Origin of the sequence: Micromonospora sp. NPDC048843, from assembly GCF_040649965.1 — a bacterium.
GTDB classification, from domain to species: domain Bacteria; phylum Actinomycetota; class Actinomycetes; order Mycobacteriales; family Micromonosporaceae; genus Micromonospora; species Micromonospora hortensis.
Genome location: NZ_JBEZGJ010000083.1, coordinates 15,697 through 31,299, shown reverse-complemented (window position 1 = coordinate 31,299; position 15,603 = coordinate 15,697). Strand labels below are relative to the sequence as shown.

The 15,603-nt window shown below is 71.2% G+C and carries 12 protein-coding genes and 1 pseudogene; 7 read left to right on the top strand and 6 right to left on the bottom strand.

The features are described from left to right. A pseudogene (locus AB0C20_RS20015) lies at positions 1–182 on the bottom strand (hypothetical protein); the annotation flags it as partial. Between the two features lie 14 nt (positions 183–196). On the opposite strand from AB0C20_RS20015, the gene AB0C20_RS20010 reads away from it, so the two are divergent. Next, a complete protein-coding gene (locus AB0C20_RS20010) occupies positions 197–1,183 on the top strand; it encodes an aldo/keto reductase (protein WP_357568489.1) in 987 nt (328 codons plus the stop codon). Between the two features lie 25 nt (positions 1,184–1,208). Here AB0C20_RS20010 and AB0C20_RS20005 read toward each other — a convergent pair whose 3' ends face one another. Further along, positions 1,209–1,724 (bottom strand): GNAT family N-acetyltransferase, encoded by a 516-nt coding sequence (locus AB0C20_RS20005; RefSeq protein ID WP_357184284.1) that lies wholly within the window; start codon positions 1,722–1,724, stop codon positions 1,209–1,211. A gap of 118 nt (positions 1,725–1,842) precedes the next feature. On the opposite strand from AB0C20_RS20005, the gene AB0C20_RS20000 reads away from it, so the two are divergent. Genes AB0C20_RS20000 through AB0C20_RS19990 form a run of 3 tightly spaced genes read left to right on the top strand, consistent with a single transcriptional unit; the run spans position 1,843 to position 4,292 of the window. Then, positions 1,843–2,397 carry an NAD(P)H-dependent oxidoreductase gene (locus tag AB0C20_RS20000; protein ID WP_357568488.1) on the top strand — a complete coding sequence of 185 codons (555 nt, stop codon included), beginning with the start codon at positions 1,843–1,845 and terminating at the stop codon, positions 2,395–2,397. A gap of 27 nt (positions 2,398–2,424) precedes the next feature. Then, positions 2,425–3,438 carry an ATP-binding cassette domain-containing protein gene (locus tag AB0C20_RS19995; RefSeq protein WP_357184278.1) on the top strand — a complete coding sequence of 338 codons (1,014 nt, stop codon included), beginning with the start codon at positions 2,425–2,427 and terminating at the stop codon, positions 3,436–3,438. Then, positions 3,435–4,292 (top strand): ABC transporter permease, encoded by an 858-nt coding sequence (locus tag AB0C20_RS19990; protein ID WP_357568487.1) that lies wholly within the window; start codon positions 3,435–3,437, stop codon positions 4,290–4,292. Before AB0C20_RS19995 ends, AB0C20_RS19990 begins: the two co-directional genes overlap by 4 nt. A 114-nt stretch (positions 4,293–4,406) precedes the next feature. On the opposite strand, the gene AB0C20_RS19985 is transcribed toward AB0C20_RS19990, so the two are convergent. Then, positions 4,407–7,664: an AAA family ATPase gene (locus AB0C20_RS19985; protein ID WP_357568486.1), complete on the bottom strand. Its 3,258-nt coding sequence runs from the start codon at positions 7,662–7,664 to the stop codon at positions 4,407–4,409. Between the two features lie 168 nt (positions 7,665–7,832). On the opposite strand from AB0C20_RS19985, the gene AB0C20_RS19980 reads away from it, so the two are divergent. Together AB0C20_RS19980 and AB0C20_RS19975 are read left to right on the top strand one after the other, a co-directional pair. Then, entirely contained in the window at positions 7,833–8,285 is a 453-nt protein-coding gene (locus AB0C20_RS19980; protein ID WP_357568485.1) for a helix-turn-helix domain-containing protein, read from the top strand. Further along, positions 8,278–8,646: a DUF4180 domain-containing protein gene (locus AB0C20_RS19975; protein ID WP_357184269.1), complete on the top strand. Its 369-nt coding sequence runs from the start codon at positions 8,278–8,280 to the stop codon at positions 8,644–8,646. Before AB0C20_RS19980 ends, AB0C20_RS19975 begins: the two co-directional genes overlap by 8 nt. Before the next feature lie 5 nt (positions 8,647–8,651). On the opposite strand, the gene AB0C20_RS19970 is transcribed toward AB0C20_RS19975, so the two are convergent. Beyond that, on the bottom strand, positions 8,652–9,287 hold the full coding sequence (locus tag AB0C20_RS19970) for a hypothetical protein (RefSeq protein ID WP_357184266.1): 636 nt from the start codon (positions 9,285–9,287) through the stop codon (positions 8,652–8,654). A 50-nt stretch (positions 9,288–9,337) separates the two neighbouring features. Between AB0C20_RS19970 and AB0C20_RS19965 the strand changes: the two genes are divergently transcribed. Beyond that, entirely contained in the window at positions 9,338–10,321 is a 984-nt protein-coding gene (locus AB0C20_RS19965) for a hypothetical protein (RefSeq protein ID WP_357184264.1), read from the top strand. A 27-nt stretch (positions 10,322–10,348) separates the two neighbouring features. On the opposite strand, the gene AB0C20_RS19960 is transcribed toward AB0C20_RS19965, so the two are convergent. Then, a complete protein-coding gene (locus AB0C20_RS19960) occupies positions 10,349–14,383 on the bottom strand; it encodes an SdrD B-like domain-containing protein (protein WP_357184261.1) in 4,035 nt (1,344 codons plus the stop codon). Positions 14,384–14,533: 150 nt separating this feature from the next. Next, positions 14,534–15,439 carry a hypothetical protein gene (locus AB0C20_RS19955; RefSeq protein WP_357184258.1) on the bottom strand — a complete coding sequence of 302 codons (906 nt, stop codon included), beginning with the start codon at positions 15,437–15,439 and terminating at the stop codon, positions 14,534–14,536. Positions 15,440–15,603: the final 164 nt, after the last annotated feature.

Sequence of the window (15,603 nt, the reverse complement as noted above, 5' to 3'; positions counted from 1 at the left end):
GGCGGAACACCGCCTGAGTGGGCGAGCCGGGGCGAGGTACCGAGCAGCTCGGTGACCAGCTCACGGATCGCCGGGTCGGCCGGGTAACGGCCGTAGGCGGCCCGCAGGTCCGCCACTGAGCGCTTGACCTGGAGTGCGCTCCAGCCGGCAGTGTGACTCGTGCGCCCACCGGTAGGGCGCACGAGAGGAGATCCCCATGCGGTACCGCACGATCGGCGGCGACCCGGCGACCCGGCGCGAGGTCAGCGTGCTCAGCCTCGGCGCGATGCTCTTCGGCAGCGCCACCGACGAGGCCACCTCGTACGCGATCCTCGACCGGTACGTCGAGGCCGGCGGCACGTTCATCGACACGTCGGACAACTACGCCTTCTGGGTGGACGGCGGCCAGGGCGGGCAGAGCGAGGAGCTGCTCGGCCGGTGGCGGCGCAGCCGGGGCGTCGGCGCCGAGATCGTCATCGCCACCAAGCTGGGCGCCCGACCGCTGGCCCCGGGGACCAGCTACCTGGACAACGCCGAGGGCCTCTCCGCCAAGGTGATCCGCGAGTCCGCGGAGCGCAGCCGGGAACGGCTCGGGGTGGAGCGGCTGGACCTGCTCTACGCGCACATCGAGGACCGGACCGTGCCGCTCCAGGAGACCGTGGAGGGCTTCGCCGAGCTGGTCGCCGAGGGCACTGTGGGTCTGCTGGGCGCCAGCAACCACCGGGCCTGGCGGGTGGAGCGGGCCCGCGCGTTGGCCGCCGCCGCCGGCCTGCCCGGGTACGAGGTGCTCCAGTACCACCGCAGTTACCTGCCGAACCGCACCGACCTGGTCAGCGAACTGGACCCGGACGGCGAGCCGGGCGGTGTCGGCGGTGACCTGCTCAGCTACCTGCGTGCCGAGCCCGACCTGACCCTGGTGGCGTACTCGCCGCTGCTCAAGGGGGCGTTCACCCGGGCGGACAAGCCGCTCAGCTCGGCGTACGACCTGCCGAGCGCGCCACGGCGACTGGCCGCGCTGCGGGAGGTGGCCGGGCAGAGCGGTGCGACTGTCAACCAGGTGGTGCTCGCCTGGCTGCTGGGCGGTGAGCTGGCGTCCATTCCGCTGGTGGGCGCCTCGTCGGTGGCGCAACTGGAGGAGAGCCTGGCAGCTGTCGACCTGGAGCTGACCGCCGAGCAACGGCACCGCCTCGACACCACCTGGTGACCTGTCACCGGCCGCCCCGCCGACCTCAGCTCACCGTCGGTGGGGCGGTCAGGTCGAGCCGCCAGTCGTTGGCCCGCATCATCTGCCCCGGCGGGTATTCGAAACCGGTCTCGCCGAGCAGCGTGAAGCCGGCCTTGCGGCACACAGCGTTCGAGGCGGGATTGTCGACCGAGGGGTAGGCGTGGGCGTAGTGCCGGTCCCGTCGGGCGCGGGCCACGTCCACCACGGCGCGCACCGCCGCGGTAGCCAGCCCCTGCCCCCGGTACGCGGGCAGCACCGCCCAGCCCAGCTCGTACACCGGCTGGTCGCGCCACTCGCGGGCCCAGTAGCCGACGCTGCCCGCCCGCACCCCGTCCGCCAGCACCAGCGTGAACATGCAGCCCTGCTCGGTGCCGGAGAAGTGCACGTACCGATCGTGCCGGGCGAGCACCTGCTCGTCGGTCTCCGGGCCGCCGGTGTGCTTGCGGGTGTCCGGTGAGTTGAGCTGCCGCAGCAGGTCGAGGTCGTCCTCGTGCCACGGCTCGATGCGTACCTGTGCCATTGCGCTCCCCCAGTCAAGCCGATCCCACCGACATTTCGTCCCGAACCGCGCCCGCTAGATCGGATCTAGCGGGCGCGTGTCGTCATCTCGCGCCTTCAGTGTGGAAGGGAGGTGGGCCATGGCACCGTTGCGGATCGCCGTGATCGTCGGCAGCACCCGTGAGGGTCGGGTCGGCGACCGGCTCGCCCACTGGTTCGTCGAGCAGGCCGCGCGGCACGACGACCTGGCGGTGACTGTCGTTGACCTGACCGAGTACGACTTCCCGGCCACCTACCCCGCCGAGCCGACCGCGTCCATCCGGGCGTTCGTCAGCGAGGTGGGCCGGGCGGACGCGTTCGTCGTGGTCACCCCCGAGTACAACCACAGCTTCCCGGCGCCCTTGAAACAAGCGATCGACTACGCGTACGACGAGTGGCAGGCCAAAGCGGTCGGCTTCGTGTCGTACGGCTGTCGCTCCACCGGCCTGCACGCGGTCGACCAACTACGTACCGTCTTCACCGCACTGCACGCGACGACGGTGCGCGACGTCGTCGGGATCGACCTGCTCGCCGGCGAGCCGACCGCCCAGTGCACCGACGAGCGGCAACGCGACGTCGGCGTCCTGCTCGACCAGCTTCGCTGGTGGGGTCTGGCACTGCGCGACGGCCGGGCGGCTCGGCCCTACGTCTCCTGAACACGTCCAATATGAAAGGTAAGGATCATGAGTAGACGCACCACCGGTCTGGCCATCGAGGCCGAGGGGCTCACCCGCTCGTTCGGGGACACCCGGGCGCTGGCCGGCATCGACCTCCAGGTGCCCGCCGGCACCGTCTACGGTCTGCTCGGCCCGAACGGCGCGGGCAAGACCACGGCGGTCCGGGTGCTCGCCACGTTGCTGCGACCCGACGGCGGCTCGGCCCGTGTCTTCGGGCACGACGTGGTCACCGAGGCCGACAAGGTTCGTTCCCGGGTCAGCCTCACCGGCCAGTACGCATCCGTCGACGAGGACCTGACCGGCACGGAGAACCTCGTGCTCCTCGCCCGCCTGCTCGGCCTGCGCAAGCCGGCCGCTCGGGAGCGCGCCGCGGCCCTGCTCGCCGCGTTCGGTCTGACCGAGGCGAGTGACCGCCAGGTGAAGAAGTACTCGGGCGGGATGCGGCGACGCATCGACATCGCCGCCAGCATCCTGAACACCCCGGATCTGCTCTTCCTCGACGAGCCGACGACCGGCCTCGACCCGCGCAGCCGCAACCAGGTGTGGGAGATCGTCCGGGCGGTGGTGTCGCACGGCACGACGGTGCTGCTGACCACTCAGTACCTCGACGAGGCCGACCAACTCGCGGGGCGGATCGCGGTCGTCGACCACGGCCGGGTGATCGCGGAGGGCACCCCGGGTGAGTTGAAGTCGTCGATCGGCTCCGGCACCGTCCACCTGCGACTGCGCGACCCCGCTCAGCGCCCCGAGGCGGAGCGGGTGCTCCGGGAGGCACTCGACGTGCCGGTGCAACTCGCCGCCGATCCGGTGGCGTTGACCGCCCGCGTCGGCGAGGCCGGCACCGACCTCGACGCCAGTTCCCAGGCCGCTCGCGTGCTCAGCGACCTGGCCCGCGCCGGCATCGTGGTCGACAACTTCTCCCTCGGCCAGCCGAGCCTGGACGAGGTGTTCCTGGCCCTGACCGACCACCCCGCCGTGCCGACCGACGAGCGCGACGACGAGCTGGAGGCAGCCCGATGAGCGACACCACTACCACCACTACCGAACGGGCGCCGATCGTCTACGTCCCGTCCGCCGAGGCGCTGGCGACAGTGCTCGCGCCCGGTTCCCGACCGCCCCGGCCGAGCGCGCTGGGCGCGTCGCTCACCTTCGGCTGGCGGGCCATGCTGAAGATCAAGCACGTGCCGGAGCAGCTCTTCGACGTGACCGCGTTCCCGATCATCATGGTGCTGATGTTCACGTACCTGTTCGGTGGCGCCCTCGCCGGCAGCCCGCGCGAATACCTCCAGTTCTTCCTGCCCGGCATCATGGTGACCAGCGTTGTCATGATCACCATGTACACCGGCGTCGGCCTCAACACCGACATCGAGAAGGGCATCTTCGACCGGTTCCGGACGCTGCCCATCTGGCGTCCGGCCGCCCTGGTCGGCATGATCTTCGGCGACGTGCTGCGCTACATCCTCGCCGCCGTGGTGATCCTGGGGCTCGGGCTGGTGCTCGGGTTCCGCCCCGAAGGCGGGGTGGCCGGGGCTGCCGTCGGGATCGGGCTGCTCGTGGTCTTCTCGTTCGCGTTCTCCTGGGTGTGGACGTTCTTCGGCCTGATCCTGCGCAGCGAGAAGTCGGTGATGGGAGTCAGCATGATGGTGCTGTTCCCGCTGACGTTCCTGAGCAACGTCTTCGTCGATCCGAGCACCATGCCCGGCTGGCTCCAGGCGTTCGTGAAGGTCAACCCGGTGACGCAGCTGGTGGCCGCGATCCGGGGAGCGATGAGCGGCGACTCGGACCCGTCGGCCACGATGTGGCTGCTGCTCTGGAGCGCCGGCTTCGTCCTGGTCTTCGGCACCCTGACCATGTACAAGTACAACCGCCGCTAACCCACCCCACCCCACCCCACCTCCCGCGATCTTGCACTTACTGTCCCGGCAAGGGTGGCAAATCCACCTGAACCGGCGACCGAAAGTGCAAGATCGCGGAGGGCTGGGGTGGGGTTAGAGCTGCCAGGGCAGGGGGTTGGGGGGCAGGTAGCGACAGGTGGTGCCTGTGGAGACGGCGTCGCGCAGGTGACTCGCCAGTGCTGGGTGTCGGTCGTCGAGCTTGCGGAGCGTGTCGCGAATTCGCGCGGTCACCGTCTTGCGGGCCCGTTCGGCCTCGTCGCCCAGGCGGCGGCTACGGCTGGCGAGGCCCGCAGCGGCACGCAGTTCGTCGAGCAACGCACCCCGTTCGGCGTCCAGCTTGGCCACCTTCTGGTCGTCGTCGCGGGCGGCGGCCCGGTCGATCTCCTCGTCGAGGCGGGCCAGGTGCCGCCGGTAGCGGGCCTTCGCCTCGTCGTCGAGGACCGGGTCGGCGCCCATCCGGCGGGCGGCGACCAACTCCGGCCCGGCCGCCGGGTCGAGCAACTCCACGGCGGGCACGTCGCCGCCGGGACGGCTGAGCAGCAGGTGCAGGTCGTGTAGGCCCTTGGCGTCGGGCAGGTGCACGACGACACCCTCGTACGCGAGCTGCCAGACCGGCCCGTCGCGCCGAAACTCGTACCCCTCGACCGCAGCCGCCACCGGCGCGGCCCGGCCGGGCGCGACAGCCTGGGCCGAGCCGGCGGCCTGGGCCGGGAGGTCGGCGTCGGGGGCTGTCGGGGCGGCGAGCCGGTGGAGCACCTGCGTCATGCCGAGGGCTGTCGCTTCCTGGATGGCGGCGGCGCGCAACGCGGTCGACGTCGCGGTGTCGCCCGGGTGACCTCGGCCGGCGAGGGCGCTCACGAGGCCGGTGCGGGCGAGCAGCGACCAGGGCCGGGAGCCCAGCCGGTCGGCGGAGTCCCGAGCGGCGGTGAAGCCGGCGATGGCGTCGTCCCAGCGTTCCTGGGCGGCGTCGATCAGCGCCAGCCAGTGGTCGACGGGGCCACTGATGTCGCAGCCGAAGAGCCCCACCATCCACTCTTTACGGTGTGGGGCCAGCGCGGCCCGCGCGGCGTCGCAGCGCTTCGGGTCGGCGGACGCGGCGGCGGCCTGCGCGCGTAACCGCAGCCAGAGCGGTGACACCGGGCGCGGGTACCGGATGGCGGCGGCCTCGATGCCGGCGGTCAGCCGGATCGCCGTCTCGCCGTCGCCCCCCTCCGCTGCGGTGATCGCCCGCAGCAGCTCCCGGTAGGGGTAGTCGACCGGGGCCAGCCCGTCCACCAGCACGGCGGCCTCGGCGACCCGGCCCTGGAGCAGCAGTCGGGACCACCGCAGGTGGTGGCCCATGAACCCGAACTCGGTGTGGCCCGGGTCGGTCTGGTCGGTGATGATGGCGAACCGCTCGTCGGCAGTGGTGAAGTCACCCTGGAACGCCGCGATGATCCCGCTGTCGACGGCCGCGGCCATCCGGTGCCGGGCGAAGTCACCCTGCCGTTCGGCGTCGACGAAGGTGGTGAGTTCCTCGGCGAAGCGAGGGTCGCCCAGCTCCAGCAGCGCCACCCAGCGCAGCGAGGTGGCCCACAGCTCGGTCTCCCGGTCGCCCGTCCGCCGGGCCACGTCTCGGATCTCGGCGGTGAGCGCGGCTCGGGTCGCGGCGGTGCCCAGCCCCCAGGTCGTGTCGTGGCGGGCCCAGAGGCTGAAGGTGAGCGCCTCGTCGTCCTGCCCTCGGCGGGCGATCGTCTCGCTGGCGGTGATCAGGTCCGCGACCAGGGCGCCGACCGTCGCGCTGGCGTCCGGTTCGCCGATCAACCGGCGGTACGCCTCGCGTACCAGCTCCGCCGCCTCGATCGACTGGGCGGTGTCGACCTGGCGGGAGCGGTTCACTGTGAGCGCGACCCGGGCCAGCAACACCGGTTCGTCGAGTGAACGGGCCAGGGTGGCGGCCTCGGCCAGTAGTCGCGTGACCTCTTCCCGGCGGGCGTGGTGATAGTGCGACTCGGCGAACTCGACGAGAATCCGCACTCGTTGTGCCGGGTCTTCGACGACCTCGAGGGCTCGGCGGAAGTGCACCGCCGCCTCGTCGCCGGCCAGCCGGGCGAACGCGTCCCGCCCGGCGGCGACCAGCAGCGTGGCCACCCGGGCCCGGTCGAGCGCGGGGCCGGCCAGGTAGGCGTGGCGGGCGAGGTCGGCCGGGATCAGCCGGTCGGTGAGCTCCCGCAGGTCGTCGACCGCCCTGACGACAGCGCCGTGCCGGGCCCGTCGGTCGTCGTCGGTCAGCCCGTCGTAGAGGGTTTCGCGGACCAGGTCGTGGGCGAAGGCGAAGCGGCCACCGCCCCGGGCGACCACCAGTCGGGCGGTCACCGCCCGGTCGAGCAGTCGGTCGACCTGCGCCGCAGGTGCGGCCGCGCAGGCCGCGAGGACCTGACGGTGGAACTCGCGACCCAGTACGGCGGCGACGGTCAGCGCCTCCACCACAGCGGCGGGCAGTTGAGCCAGGCGGCGGCGCACCGCCTCCCGTACGCCGGGTGCGATAGTGCCGACCGCGTCGTCGGCGTGCCACAGCCGCGCGGTCTGCTCGACGAAGAACGGGTTGCCACCGGTGCGCCGGTGCACCTCGTCGACAAGGCTGGCCTCGGGCTCCCGGCCGGCGGTCCGGGTCATCAGTGCGGCGACCTCGTCGCGGGTGAAGCCGGTGAGGGTGATCGTGGTGGCCTTCGCAACCAGTGGCATCAGCAGCGGGCGCAGCGGATGCTCGCCCGACTCGACCTCGGCGTCGCGGTAGGTGCCGATCAGCAGGAGCCGCTCGAACCAGGTGTGCTGGGCGGCGAAGCTCAGCAACCGCAGCGAGGCCGGGTCGGCCCAGTGCAGGTCGTCGAGGACGACCACTACCGGCCGGTGCTGGGAGACGGCGACCAGGGCTGCGGTAACCGCGTCGTACAGCGCGAACGCCTCCTGGTCGGCGGCGTCCGGGCCGGGGTCGACGCCGGCCCAGCTGACGAGGCGACCGGCCTGATCGCCGCCGGCGCCGGACTGGCCGAGCAGGGCCGCGAGGGCCGGCTCGGCGGACTGCCGTGCCACCCCCCAGTCGTCGGCGGAGCGCCGTAGGGCACGCAGCACCTGCACCCACGGCCAGTAGCCGGGGGCGCTGTCGGAATCCCAGCAGGCGGCGCCGAGCACCAGCGCGCCTCGCTGCCGGGCCTCGCGGGCCGCCGACGTGACGAGTGTCGTCTTGCCGATGCCCGGCTCGCCGGTGACCAGGGCGAGACCGCCGTGGCTGGTGGTGGCGCGATCCAGCTCGGCGCGCAGCAGACCCGCGGGGTGATCCCGCCCGATGATGGCGTCGCCGAGCGCGTTCATGGTTTCCAGACGGTACTGGAAGCGTCCGACAGCGCGGGCGTGTTAACCGGCCGACCGCCTCGCTGGGTCTCGCTGACGCAGGTGTGTTCGGAGCCTTTGGAGCTGATGCCGTAAACGAGTCGACCCTATCGCTCCCTATGCTTCCCTATTCGGGTAGCGTAGGGAACGATGACGGAAGAAGTATACTCAGTTGAGCAGGTGGCCGAGCGGCTCAACCTGCATGTGCGTACCGTGCGCGGCTACATCCGTTCGGGCCGGCTGCGCGCGGTGCGGATCGGCAAGCAGTACCGGATCGCCGCCAGCGATCTCGACGCGCTCACCGGTCAGGCCCCGACCACGCCCGGCGTCGCCAGGCAGGCGGAGGTGTCGAGCATCGTCCAGATCGACGGTGTCGACAGAGCCGCCGCCGACCGGCTCGGCACGCTCGTGCTGACCAGCGCCAACACCGGCCACGATCAGGCGAACCCGCTGCGGGTGCAGACCGTGTACGACGAACAACGTAATCGCATGAAGATCATCATCCTGGGTGACCCGGCCGCCACCGCCGAGTTGCTGCACCTGCTCGACGCCGTGCTCAACGCCGACAATGGCCTGCTCGACCGGGAGGTTCGCGATGCCTGACGAGATCCAGGAACGGGCCGGAGTGCCGGTGCTGGTCTGCGACCCGGCGGGGCCGCCGGTGGCCACCGAGCAGGACGCGCTGGACCTGATCGGGGCGGCGTTCCTCGGCGCCCAGGTGGTCGCCGTGCCGGCCAACCGACTCGACGCGCGCTTCTTCTCGCTGGGCACCCGCTTCGCCGGCGACGTGATGCAGAAGTTCGTCAACTACCGGGTGCGGCTGGCCGTCGTTGGCGACATCTCGGCACAGCTCGCGGAGAGTTCCGCGTTGCGCGCCCTGGTGCACGAGTCGAACCAGGGCGGGCAGATCTGGTTCGTCCCCGACCTCGACGCGCTCGACACCCGCCTCCGCGCCGCCCGATAGCCACCTCACCGGTCGGGCACGACCGCCATCTCCACCGCGTCCGGCTCCACTCCCCGGGCCCGAGCCTGCTCGGCCGCCCACCGCAGGTAGGCCAGCCACTCCTCGGACGACCACCCGTTGCGCCGGCCGACGCCCGCCTCGGCCGGAAGCAGACCGGCCACGACACGGTCGAGGATCAGGGGCTGCACGCCACCCACGCCGCGCCGGTAGCCGACGAAGTAGAGGACCTTCGTGGACAGGCCCGGCCCCAACCAGGGCAGGCGAGCGTGATCGGGGTCGCGGAAGCGGCGGTACGCCGTGCACAGCGCGGCCTCGTCGGGCGCTGGCGTGGACACCTCCTCCAGCGCGTACGCCAGGCGTTTGCCGTCGGGATCGGCGTCGAGCGACCTGGCGACGCGCCACGGGCCGTACCCGATGGGTCCGTAAGCCCAGACCAGCACTGCCGTCAGTAGTTGACGTGGGCTCGCGGACCCCGCCCGGTACGCGTCGGCCACAGCGAAGACGTCGCGCCGCCAGAGCTCACCGCTCGCCGGAAGGCCCTCGTGCCACGTCTCCGGCGGAAGCCCCGCCCGCCAGCGGTCGACGTTCACTGTGACCGGGCCCCGCTCGCCCGGTAACACCACGCCTTCGGCCGACTGCATCGTCGCCTCCCACAGATCGCGTGCGCACGAAACTCCCTGGTTCGGACGCTATGGTCGAGCGCTTCTGCCTGCCGCCCGCCTACAGCAAATCGCGGTATCGACAGGAGGGGCGCCTGCCTTCCGGGCAGCCAGCATCCGGCGGGGTCGTGAACGTCGCACTGTTGACCTACGGTGCTCCCGTGCTTCCCCGAAACGTGAAGATCCTCGATCAGGTCCGTGCCGAGGCGCTGCGCCGCGACATCCCCGCCGCCGACGTGGAGCGCTGGCTGGAGCTCGCCCGGCCGTCCGCCCTCCTGACGCAGGGGGGTGACGGGCCGGTAGTGGGCGCCATCCGTGGGCCCGTGATGCTTCCGGCCGACGCCGAGGACCCGACGTTCCCCTTGATCGCCACCATCGACTGCGCTGCTCTTCCGGCAGACGTGACCGACCTTCCACTACCGTCCGACGGCCAACTGCTGCTGTTCGGCTGGCCCGAGGAAAGCGGCTGGGGCGAGGTCAGGTATGTGCCGGCAGGCGTGGCGGTCGAGGAGCGAGAGCAGTATCCGCCGGGCTTCCCTCCGGACGACGAGGAGTTCGCCGAGGTCTACGCGGAAATCCCGCAGGGCGATCTGCACCTCACTGTCGACATCTCGCTGCCCTACGTCAAGACGATCCCGGGGCCCCCGTGGTCTCCGCCGCTGCCGGGAGATCCCCCGTTCGAAGAGCTGACCGACGTGTGGAAGGACGTCCTGGGCGAGGTGCCAGACGGCCCGTTCTCCTTTGGAGGCTGGACGACGCCGCTGCTGTTGGGCGGCTACGGCACTGACTGCAACGGTTTCAACCCCGCGTGGTTGGGCGCCAACCCCTCGGGCCGCGCCGGCGACGACGGGTCGGGGCGCGATGGTGGGACACCTGACCATGGTGACTGGGTTGTGCTGGCCGAGTTCCACGGCGGCAGACAAGGCGGCGCGTCCATCCACTGGGTGATCCAGCGTGCCGACCTGAAGGAGCGCCGCTTCGACCAGGCCAGCGTCCTCGTCTACTGGAACCCGTGAAGCCGGACGAGCACCGGGTCCGCCGTCCTACCCGACCGAGTGGGTCACCACCGCCGTGTAGGTGCCGGCGACCCGCTCGACCGGCAGGACCACCCGCAGTGACGGATTCCACGACACCACGTTCGAGCCGGTGCCGGACCAGCCCGCGGCGACCTGCGACGCGGACAGCCCGATCCCCGGCTGCGGGATGAAGACCCCGTTGCCGCTGCTGGCGGTGGCCGGCCCGGACGAGTAACTGACCAGGCCCCGACCGATGATCGCGGTGTCGGCACCGGTGGTGAAGTCGGTGACGGTCACCGTCGCCTGCCACGACCCGGCCGCCGGTCCGCGGTCGTCGGTCACCGTGACGGTGCCGAGCTGGCCGGAGAAGTCACCGTCCCCCGCTGAGATCGTCCCGAGCGCCGACTGTTCGGGCACGCTGATGCTGAGCCCGACGAGGGCCTCGATCTGCACGGTGACGGCCTGGGTGGCGGAGAGCCCGCTGGCGTCGGTGACCCGCACCGTGAACGGGTAGCTGCCCGGGGTGGTCGGGGTGCCGGCCAGCAGCCCGGTGGTCGGGCCGAGGGTCAACCCCGGCGGGAGCGTGCCGGCGCTCACCGTCCAGGCGTAGGGCGCGGTGCCGCCGGTCACTACCAACTGCACGCTGTAAGCGATGGTCTCCTGCCCTCTCGGCGGGGCCGGGAACGACAGGCTCGGTGGGGCGTTCACCCGGACCGGCGCGGAGGCCGCCGAGGCCGGGCCGGTACCGACGACGTTCGTCGCCGCCACTGTGAAGGTGTAGGTGGTGCCCGGGGTGAGCCCGGTCACCGTTCGGGTGGTGGCGGTGCCGTCGAAGGTGCGCGCGCTCTGCGCCTGACCGTTGACGTACGGCGTGACCGTGTAGGACACGATCGGGCTGCCGACGTAGTCGGGAGCGGTCCAGCTCAGTGTGGCCGAACCCGATCCGGCGTTGGCCGCCGTGATGCTGATCGCGGGCGGCAGCAGCCGGATGCCCTGGTCGATGTCGTTCAGGTTGGCCCCGGTGCCGAGGGTCAGCGGTGCCGTGCTGCCGGTGCTCGGGTCGCCGTCGGAGTCGACGGCGCTGTTGGTGCCCTGCGACCGCTGCGAGAAGCGTTGGTCGGCCCGCAGCGCGGCCGGGGAGAAGGTCACCGTGTAGCTGCCGGCCCGCAGCCCGGTGAAGGCGTACGTGCCGTCGGTCGCTGTCGTCGTCGAGCGGGTGACCGACGCGCCCTGGTCGTTGGTGCCCGACAGGGTGACCGGGAAGCCCGACACGGCCGGTTCACCAGCCTGGCGGATGCCGTCCGCGCTCACGTCGTTCCAGGTCCGACCGCTGATGCCGGAGGAGACCACTGTGACCTGGGTGATCTCGGTGGTCGGCAACGCCACCGGCGTCGTCGTGCCACTGGGGGTGTAACTGCCGGTGCTGGTGTTCACGTACCGGTCCCCGCTCGCGTTGCCGCTCGGGGTGAGGGTGATCCGCACCGAGTCGACGGCCGCGTTCGCCAGGTTGCTGACCACGATGCGCAGAGCTGTGGTGTCCGGCCCGCAGGTCGGGGTGTAGTCGCCGGGGTTGGGGGTGATGGTGCCGTGCGCCCGGTTGGTGCACTGGACCTGCACGCCGGCCGGCGCGGCGCTGCCCGTGTAGGCGAGGGTTCCGGTGAACACGGAGCGACCGTCCCCGTTGTACGGCAGCTCGGTCAACAGCACCAGCGAGGGCACTGTCAACCCACTGATGTTTCGGTACGCCAGCGTGAAGTTGATCGGATCGCCGGCGGTGACCTGCGGGGTGGAGGTCGACTCCGAGAGGGCGAACTGGGTCTGGTTGCGTACCGCGATGGTGTTGCTGGTGGTGCGGCGGGCGAGGTCGATGGCGACGGCCGCGTCCGAGCTGATCACCGCGAGGTTGGTCGCTGCGGTGTTGTCCGAGGCGATGCGCAGCGCGACGGCCTGGAACGTGATCGCCGGGATCGTGACGCCGGGGGTGGTCGCACCGAGCTTGAGCAAGAGCCTCGGGCCGGTCTCGCCGCTGTCGCCGGTGCACGGGATGCCGTCCGCGCCGTGCTGCGCGGCGGTCAGCTCCACGGCCAGCGTGGCGGCGCCGGAGACGTAGCGGGCGCTGCCGGCGACGTAGCTCATGCAGGCGGGAAGGGTGTCGGTGATGGTCACCCCACCGACCGGAGAGGTGGCCGACGTCGCCCGGGTGACGGTGGGCGTCAGGGTGTAGGTGACTGTGCTGCCGGCGGCCACGAACTGTTGGCCGACCGGCAGTCCGTTCGACTGGGTCACCCGCAGCACACCGTCGGTCAGGGTCAGCCGGTTCCCGGTGTACGAGGGGTTGTTGGTCGCCCGGTTGTAGTAGGAGGGTCCCCAGGTTTCGGCACCGCCCAGGCGTCCGCTGTCGAAGTTGGCGATGATCGTGCCGGTCGGGTTGGGCTGGACCTGGAACTGCGGGTGGAAGTAACTCACCTCGCCGTTGCCGATGGTCCAGGTGACTGTGAAGCGGACGGCGTTGACCACCGCGGCGCCGCCGGCGGCTTCGATCGAGCCGTACCAGCTTCCCGTGGCGCAGGAGGTGGTCCGCCGGGCGTTGTCGTCGGGCAGGTTCAGCACGCCGTACTCGACGAGGTATTCGCTGGCGGCGACGACAGTGTTGTTGCGGTACGCCCGCCCGGTCCCGACGATGCGGGTTTCGACGGGGTTCCACTTGTCGCAGATCGCGGCGCCGACAAGGGCCGGTCCGCTGGTGGAGTAGAGCTGGAGCCGGTCGTAGTAGGTCTGCCCGGGTGAGGCGATCCCGTCGCCCGCGGTCCCGTTCGTCGCGTTGCCGGCGGGGAGCCCAGCGGGGGTGTCGGTGGTCCAGAAGTACCCGTTGTATCCGGCCGATCGGGGTCCGAAGGTCGTCGAGAAGCAGTTGTCGTTCGCTCGGGTGGCGTTGGCCGCGACGTAGGTGCAGGTGGCGGCGGCGGGCTCACCGCCCGGTTCGTACCCGGCGCCGAAGTTGGACTGCCCGGTGACGCTTGTCGGGTCGAAGCCCCGGTACTGGATGGTGGACTGGATCGTCGAGGTGCTGTCGCCGCTGGGCACGAAGACGGTGAAGGTGCCGGAGGCCAGGTAGCTGAGCGTGCTCGGCAGGGTGTTGCCCTGGGCACCGAAGGTCGGGCTGGTCCGCCCGGCGAGGTCGGCGCCGGTGATCGTGATCGACACCGTGCGCCCGGTCTGGGTGCACCCGACGGTGCCGGAGTTGACCACCGAGTTCGACGCGGTGGCGTTGGCGACGATCCCGATCCGGCCGTACGGCACGCCGTATCCGCCGTTGCTGACCGGGGCGCAGGAGTCGGCGACGAGGACCGCGTTGGCGGAGATCGCGCTCAGGTCGGCGGTGAACGTCAGTGGCGCGGTCACCAACTCGGTGCCCTTGGCGGTGGTCGGCACTGTCACCACGAAGCTGAACGCGTACCCGCTGCCGCTGGCCCCGCCGACCGACGCGGGCGTCGGGGTGCCGAAGAGGTTGGCCTGCAGGTTGAGCTGGGGAAGAGCGACCACTGTGGTGCTCCGGGTGCCGCCGTTGAGGGCGCCGCCGTTGGCGGTGAGCGAAGCCCCGATGGTCGTCCCGTTCGGCACGCTGCCGCCGATGGTGACGCTGATCGGGACGGTGCCCGCGCCCGTCGCGTCCACGGCGACGGCGCAGGTCAGCGTCTGCCCGTCGGTGCTGAGGTTGCCGCCGCCCGGGCCGGTGCACTGGGCCAGGTTCGACGTGTCGAAGCGGACCAGCGACGGGGCGGTCAGCGTCTGCACGAAGGTGACCGACCCCGCGCCGGCACCATCGGACGAGTACCCCCAGCCGTAGGTCAGCACGTCCTTGGTGCGTACCCGCCCGTTGTTCGCACCGCTGTCCAGGCTGTCGAAGGGCGCGGCGCCGTCGGAGATGACGGTGAGCGCGACCTGGTTGACGGCGGCTTGGGCCGGCGCGGGCGCGACAACTGTGGTGGTGACCAGGCAGGCGACCAGCACCGAGGCCGCGAAGCCGAACCACCACGACCGGGACCTGCGAATTGGAGACATGAAAGTGAGCAGCCCATTGTTCGAGCGACCATTGTTGGTCTGCGGATTACCGCCCCCACTAAACCATCCGGATCCGACATCCTGCTCTATAACGGACAAACAGCATGGCCGCCCCGATGCTGCCAGGGCGACCACACCGGAGGAACGTCGTTACGGCAAGGCGCAGATGGCGTACGCCGTGTCGGACCAGTTCCCGGCGAACGCGTCCTCCTCGTACGCGCCGGACGCGGCTGACGTCGGCGCGGTCGCGGGGCCACCGTTGGGGCGGAAGTCGTCAACGATGCCCTCGCCGGTCACCCCGTTCAGTTCGTAGCCGGCACCGGTCAGCACCTTCCCGACCGGGCAGGTTGCCGTGACGCTGCGAAAGTCGAGGGAGTTGCTGGCCCCCACGGCCGAGGTGCGCACCAGGCCCGCGAGGGGGTTGGCGCAGATCGCGTACGCGGTGGCGGACCAGTTCAGGGCCGTGGCGTCCGACTCGTACGCGCCGACGGTGACAGCTGTCGGTGCCGTGGCGACGCCACCATTGGGCCGGAAGTCGTCGACGACACCCTCACCGGTGACGCCGTTCAGCTCGTAGCCCGTGCCGGTGAGCACCTTTCCGACCGGGCACGTCGCTGTGACGCTACGGAAGTCGGTCGAGTTGCTGACACTGGTGGTGGCCACCCGGACCAGGCCGGGCACCGGGTTGGCGCAGATCGCGTACGCGGTCACCGACCAGTTGCCCGCGAACGCCTCGGTCTCGTAGGCGCCAACGGTGACAGCTGTCGGTGCCGTGGCGACGCCACCGTTGGGGCGCAGGTCGTCGACGACGCCCTCGCCGGTGACGCCGTTGAGTTCGTAGCCGGTGCCGGTGAGCACCTTCCCGACCGGGCAGGTCGCCGTGACGCTGTGGTAGTCGGTCGAGTTGCTGACGCTGGTAGCGGCGACCCGCACCAGCCCGGGGACCGCGGCGGACGCCGGGCTCGCCGGGACGAGCACCACTCCGGTCGCGACAAGACCGAGCACGAGTACTGACGCTCGGGCGCCGTACCGCCGGCATTTGTTCTGAGCACGCATGTGTTTCTCCCGTCTGAGGCCGGACGGGGCGGCAGGTGCGACACCGACGTCGAGGCCGTTCGTGATGACGGGTTCACGCTAGGTAGCCGCGTGACCAGGCATTATCTCCAAGCCGACTACGTCGCGTAACGGACTGGACCCGTGTTCGGCGTCTCTGGACTGAC

Bases quoted from the DNA above. Each gene is read 5' to 3' on its own strand.
- AB0C20_RS19965 (WP_357184264.1), top strand. From the start codon at position 9,338: ATGGTCGAGCGCTTCTGCCTGCCGCCCGCCTACAGCAAATCGCGGTAT.
- AB0C20_RS20005 (WP_357184284.1), bottom strand. From the start codon at position 1,724: ATGGCACAGGTACGCATCGAGCCGTGGCACGAGGACGACCTCGACCTG.
- AB0C20_RS19960 (WP_357184261.1), bottom strand. From the start codon at position 14,383: ATGTCTCCAATTCGCAGGTCCCGGTCGTGGTGGTTCGGCTTCGCGGCC.
- AB0C20_RS20010 (WP_357568489.1), top strand. From the start codon at position 197: ATGCGGTACCGCACGATCGGCGGCGACCCGGCGACCCGGCGCGAGGTC.
- AB0C20_RS19970 (WP_357184266.1), bottom strand. From the start codon at position 9,287: ATGCAGTCGGCCGAAGGCGTGGTGTTACCGGGCGAGCGGGGCCCGGTC.
- AB0C20_RS19975 (WP_357184269.1), top strand. From the start codon at position 8,278: ATGCCTGACGAGATCCAGGAACGGGCCGGAGTGCCGGTGCTGGTCTGC.
- AB0C20_RS19990 (WP_357568487.1), top strand. From the start codon at position 3,435: ATGAGCGACACCACTACCACCACTACCGAACGGGCGCCGATCGTCTAC.
- AB0C20_RS19995 (WP_357184278.1), top strand. From the start codon at position 2,425: ATGAGTAGACGCACCACCGGTCTGGCCATCGAGGCCGAGGGGCTCACC.
- AB0C20_RS19980 (WP_357568485.1), top strand. From the start codon at position 7,833: ATGACGGAAGAAGTATACTCAGTTGAGCAGGTGGCCGAGCGGCTCAAC.
- AB0C20_RS19985 (WP_357568486.1), bottom strand. From the start codon at position 7,664: ATGAACGCGCTCGGCGACGCCATCATCGGGCGGGATCACCCCGCGGGT.
- AB0C20_RS19955 (WP_357184258.1), bottom strand. From the start codon at position 15,439: ATGCGTGCTCAGAACAAATGCCGGCGGTACGGCGCCCGAGCGTCAGTA.
- AB0C20_RS20000 (WP_357568488.1), top strand. From the start codon at position 1,843: ATGGCACCGTTGCGGATCGCCGTGATCGTCGGCAGCACCCGTGAGGGT.